This window comes from Tardiphaga sp., from assembly GCF_028290495.1.
Lineage (GTDB): Bacteria > Pseudomonadota > Alphaproteobacteria > Rhizobiales > Xanthobacteraceae > Tardiphaga.
The window spans coordinates 1-2990 of the sequence record NZ_JAQGJT010000229.1; the positions used below are offsets into that span (position 1 = coordinate 1).

Sequence of the window (2990 nt, forward strand, 5' to 3'; positions counted from 1 at the left end):
GTTTTTCGTGCGCTCAGACGACGACAGGATGGGTTGCAACTCTATATCCGGGCTTGTTGCAGCCTGATACGCTGCGGCCCACTATGAAATCCGCTGACACGCACCTCATTCCTCAAACGAGCTCGGAGCTCTAGAGATGATTCAGGTTTAGCGCGTCCCGGTCCGACCTGTGTTGAAAATCATCTAGCGGGCCTCCCACCGTCGCCATGGAGGCGGCGGGGTTAAAGTGAGTTTGCGAAACGCTTTAACCAGAAGGAGGCTGACATGAAATATAGCGGAATTGACCTGCATTCGAACAACAGTGTGGTTACCGTGACCGACGATGCCGACCGGGTTGTCGCGGAGAAGCGCCTGCCCAACGATCTGCCAAAGATTCTCGCGTTTCTCGCGCCGTGGAAAGCGGAACTCGCCGGTGTCGTCGTCGAGTCGACCTTCAATTGGTATTGGCTTGTCGATGGGCTGCAAGCCGCAGGCTTCATCGTTCATCTGGCGAACACCACGGCGATCAGGAAATACGATGGGCTTAAGCACAGTGGCGACGAGACCGATGCCCGCTACCTAGCCCACCTGCTGCGCCTCGGGATACTGCCCATGGGGACTATCCTGCCGCCGGAGGCGCGAAGCGTACGCGACCTAGCCAGGAAACGCATGCAACTCGTGCGTAGTCGCACCAGCCACATCCTCGCGGTTGAGAACATCACCGCGCGTCAGTTCGGTACACGCATCACTAGCAATCAGGTAAAGCGGCTGGACGAATTGGCCATTGATCAAATGCACCTGCAAGACGATGTGGCGCTCGCGATTCGGACGAACGTCGCAGTTATTACTACCTTGTCTGCGCAGATCGACGTAGTGGAAAAACGTCTTCAGGAAAAGGTCGCCTCGAACCCCCAACTACCTATTACTGACGACTGTTCCTGGTATCGGCCAGGCCCTCGCAACCGTCATCCTGCTGGAAACCGGAACCATCGAGCGTTTTGCCAGCGCCGGCAACTTCGCCTCGTATGCGCGGTGCGTGGACAGCCAGCGCATGAGCAACGGCAAAAAGAAAGGCGAAGGTAACACCAAGAATGGCAACCCCTATCTGTCTTGGGCGTTCATGGAAGCGGCCAACTTTGCGATGCGCTTTAGCACCGAGGCCAAGCGCTTTTACGAGCGCAAGAAGGCAAAATCGAATCCGATCCTGGCGCGCAAGGCACTCGCTCACAAGCTTGCCCGTGCGTGCTTCCATATGCTGAAGGAGCAAAAACCGTTTGATGTAAGCCGCTGCTTCGCTTAGAGCTGACGACGACGGGCGGCAAGCCTGATGTGATGACTGGTGTCCAACCCTCTGTTTTGAATAGGATGCGGTTCCGTCGTCCCCGATGTGCAGCAAGCGGATCGCCCGTGATGCGAGCCAGCAGTGGATTGGCGCCGACTATTCGGCAGCCCTTGATTTTGCGCGAACTCCATGGACGCATTGCGGCACCAACGTTCTTCTGAGGTGGTGAAACCACCAGGGCGACAGGCAACCTGTTGTACGCCAATCGCTTGATCCTGATGGGTGTCTGGCGCGATCCGTCGCAGCCAGGAACTGAAGAAACGGGCGCGCTCAGCTACTGCTCTCGGATACTGAAATTCAAAACCGCCTGCTCAGGCAGTCGTGGGTCATTGTTGCTCACTTGACACCGGCTCGCTAATGGGTGTCATCACATACGATTGCCAGCGCAACCTTTCGACGTGTCGTCCTGTAGAAGTTGAATTTCCTACGCGCCGTTCAAACCGGCTTCACACTCACATAGCCTTTTTCATACGGCCTGCGATGCACCAGGATTGCCCAGATCGTGCGGGCCATCTTGTTGGCCTGTGCCACGACCACTACATTCATCGGCCGCCGCTTTCTGATCTGCTCAAGCCACGGCCCTGGCTCCTTCGTGTGGAAGAGCACACTGCGTGCACCGTGAATCAGCAGCTTGCGCAGATACGTATCTCCTCGCTTGCTTATCCCCAGCAACTTAACCTTGCCGCCCGAGCCCGTTTGCCTCGGGACCAGCCCGATCCAGGCCGCAAACTCACGCCCGGATCTGAACGTCTTCGCGTCTCCCATCGTCGCGATCGCCGCGGTTGCCGTTAGCAGACCGACGCCCGGTATCTCAGCGATTGCCTTGCATGCCTTGTCCTCTTTCAGCCATGTCTGTAGGCGCCGTTCGATTTCGGCAATCTGCCGATCCAGATTCGTCAAGCCGTTCCACTGCTCGCGCAGCGTGTCGATCAGAATCGTCGGAAGACGGTCCACCAGCCGCTCCAATACATCCGGTATCGCCTTGTCCAGCGCCGCCCGACCCTTGCCCATCACTTCACCGTATTCGGTCAACAGGCCGCGCAGACTGTTGATCTGCATCGTGCGGAACTTCACCAACTGTTCGCGCATCCGGTGCAACCCCAGCACTGCCTGCTGTGTTTCTGTCTTCACCGCAACTGACTTGCCCGGTTGCTGCACCGCCATCCAGATCGCACGCGCATCAGCCGCATCATTCTTGTTACCCATCACGAACGCCTTGACGAACTTCCCCGGCATCAGCTTCACCTGGTGGCCCATCGCCATGAGCTTGCGGGCCCAGTGCTGCGAACCACCACACGCCTCCATCCCGATCAGGCACGGTGACCGGTTCGAAAAATGCTCGAGAAACGTTGCCCGCTTCACGGGTCTGTTCACGATCTAGCCCGTCTCCGCGTCGATGTAATGGAGCTGGATCACGTTCTTTGCAATGTCCACACCAACTGTCGTAAGCTTCATTTCGGACCCTCCGGTTTGCCTGTGAAGACCTTTATGATCTTCCATCTTGGGCACCTTGATGCCGTCGGCCCGTGAGGGTCCACCTTCCTTCTTCGCTTCCACCTTTCACGGGTGGGAGGCGTTCATATCATTCCTCGAGATTCCGAAGACTTAGCGAATAGGCCACATACCACCGCACGCACAACAACATCACGTCCAGCGGATAGTGCAGCCG

The 2990-nt window shown here is 57.4% G+C and carries 2 protein-coding genes and 2 pseudogenes; 2 read left to right on the forward strand and 2 right to left on the reverse strand.

Features of this window, described 5'->3' with window-relative positions; all coding sequences use genetic code 11:
* Positions 1-264: 264 nt before the first annotated feature.
* Positions 265-1062 (forward strand): transposase, encoded by a 798-nt coding sequence (locus tag JWQ24_RS28475; protein ID WP_299815957.1) that lies wholly within the window; start codon positions 265-267, stop codon positions 1060-1062.
* Positions 953-1279 (forward strand): transposase, encoded by a 327-nt coding sequence (locus JWQ24_RS28480; protein WP_299815960.1) that lies wholly within the window; start codon positions 953-955, stop codon positions 1277-1279. The genes JWQ24_RS28475 and JWQ24_RS28480 overlap by 110 nt, the downstream gene beginning before the upstream one ends.
* A gap of 477 nt (positions 1280-1756) precedes the next feature.
* Here the strand turns inward: JWQ24_RS28480 and JWQ24_RS28485 are convergent.
* Positions 1757-2776, reverse strand: a pseudogene (locus tag JWQ24_RS28485) (IS110 family transposase).
* A gap of 130 nt (positions 2777-2906) precedes the next feature.
* A pseudogene (locus tag JWQ24_RS28490) lies at positions 2907-2990 on the reverse strand (IS6 family transposase); the annotation flags it as partial.